2 protein-coding genes are annotated in these 2,101 nt (G+C 73.8%); one reads left to right on the forward strand and one right to left on the reverse strand.

Features of this window, described 5'->3' with window-relative positions:
* Nucleotides 1-993: ABC transporter permease (locus tag ACOV8S_RS19965; RefSeq protein WP_448319152.1), on the forward strand; the 993-nt coding region annotated here is incomplete at its 5' end.
* 83 nt (nucleotides 994-1,076) lie between these two features.
* Here ACOV8S_RS19965 and ACOV8S_RS19970 read toward each other — a convergent pair.
* Nucleotides 1,077-2,101: mechanosensitive ion channel family protein (locus ACOV8S_RS19970; protein WP_448319153.1), on the reverse strand; the 1,025-nt coding region annotated here is incomplete at its 5' end.

Here is a 2,101-nt window from a genome sequence, read left to right on the forward strand (position 1 = left end):
GTCGAGACCGGCCTCGCCTGCCTGCTCGGCTCGGTCCTCGCCGTACCGGTCGTGATGGCGGGCGTGCTGAGAGTGGGGAGCCCGTCCCCTCTGTTGTGGGCCGCGGTGGTGCTGGTGGCGCTGCTCGTCCCGGCCGCAGGCGCGGTGGTGGGAGTGGTGGCGCTGCGCCACGTGGTCGCGTCACCGCTCGGCACGGTGCGCCGCACACGTAAGCCGGCCGGCAGGGGCACGGCGCTGAAGGGCGCCGCCGTCGTCGTCGGGGCCGTGCTGCTGGGGCTGCTGTCCGTCGCCTACGGCGGGCGCATCGGGATCGACGGTCCCGTGGTGTTGTTCGTGGCCTTCCTGCTCACCGGTATGGGCGCGATCTGGGTGACCGGAGCCGCCGCCGGACTCCTGGGGCGCCGCCTCGCCGCCCGCGCCGACGACCCGGCCGTCCTCCTTGCCGCGGAACGACTGCGCGACAACGCGTGGGCCGCGGCGCGCACCCACGCGGCCGTGCTGCTGCTCACCGTGGTGGCGACCGGCTACATGGGCGTCCGGCAGGGCATCGTGGACGACCTGCACCGCTCGGGTTCTCGTACGCCGAGCGACATGGACTTCTACCTCATGGGCCTCGACCTCGCGGCGTGCGCCGTCGGGATCGGCGTGCTGCTGACCCTCGCCGCGATCGCCGTGGGCACGGCCGAGGGGATCGCGGCCCGGCGGGACGGGCTGGCCGAGCAGGTCGCGGCGGGCGTTCCCCGAAGCGTTCTCGGCCGCGCGCTGTTGCTGGAGACCGCGCTGCCCCTCGCTCCGGCGGTCGGGCTCGCCGCCGTCGGCGGCCTGGCCGTGGGGGTCTGGTACGCCACGCTGGGGAACGCGGGCGCGTTCACCTTCCCCTGGGCCGCGCTGCCGGTCCCGTTCGTGATCTACGCCGTCGCCCTGCTCGCCGCGGCGACCGGCATCCCGCTGCTGCGCCGCACGGTCCGGCCGTCGGAGCTGCGGCACGCCTGAGCCACCGCGCGGGGGAACGGGGGAGGGGCGGCGCCCGGAGTGATCCGGGCGCCGCCCCTCGTGGGTCGTCGCGAACGGGGGTGTCACAGCCCCTTCGGCGGGATCGGCGACGCCGCCACCGACTGCGGCGAGCTGCTGCTGGCGAACGCGGACGGCGCGGCCATGCCCGCCGTCGGGTCCACCAGCGGCTCCTCGGTCGCCTGCTCCGGGACGCCGAGCATCCGGATGCCCGCCGCGTCCAGCGCCCGCTTCATCCGCCAGCGCAGCTCCCGCTCCACGTTGACCGCCTTGCCGGGCATGGTCTTCGCGGTCACCCGGATCACCATGGAGTCCAGCAGCACGTCGTCCAGGCCCAGCACCTCGACGGGACCCCACAGGATCTCGTTCCAGGGCTCCTCCTTGGCGATCCGCTCGGCGACCTCGCCCAGCACCGACTTCACCCGGTCCAGGTCCTCCTCGGGCCGCACGGTCACGTTCACGCCGGCGGTGGCCCAGCCCTGGGAGGCGTTGCCGATCCGCTTGATCTCGCCGTTGCGGACGTACCAGATCTCGCCGTTGTCGCCGCGCAGCTTGGTGACCCGCAGGCCGACCTCGATGACCTCGCCGGTGGCCACGCCCGCGTCGATGGTGTCGCCGACGCCGTACTGGTCCTCGAGGATCATGAAGACGCCGGAGAGGAAGTCGGTGACCAGGTTCCGTGCGCCGAAACCGATGGCGACACCGGCCACACCCGCCGAGGCGAGCAGCGGCGCCAGGTTGATCTGGAAGGCGCCGAGCACCATCAGGAAGGCCGTGCCGAGGATGACGAAGGACGCCACCGACCGCAGCACCGAGCCGATGGCCTGCGAGCGCTGACGCCGCCGCTCGGCGTTGACCAGCAGACCGCCCAGGGTGCTGCCCTCGGTGGCGGAGGTGTTGCGGTTCATCCGGTCGATCAGCCGGGTGATCGCGCGGCGGACCAGCATCCGCAGGACCAGCGCGACCGCGACGATCAGGACGATCCGCAGACCCACGGCCAGCCACGACGCCCAGTTCTCCTGGAACCAGCCCGCCGCCTCGGAGGCACGCGCGTGCGCCTCCTCCAGGGACGGCATGGTCGGGGTGGGGG

The sequence above is a fragment of the Streptomyces sp. CO7 genome (genome assembly GCF_053474865.1).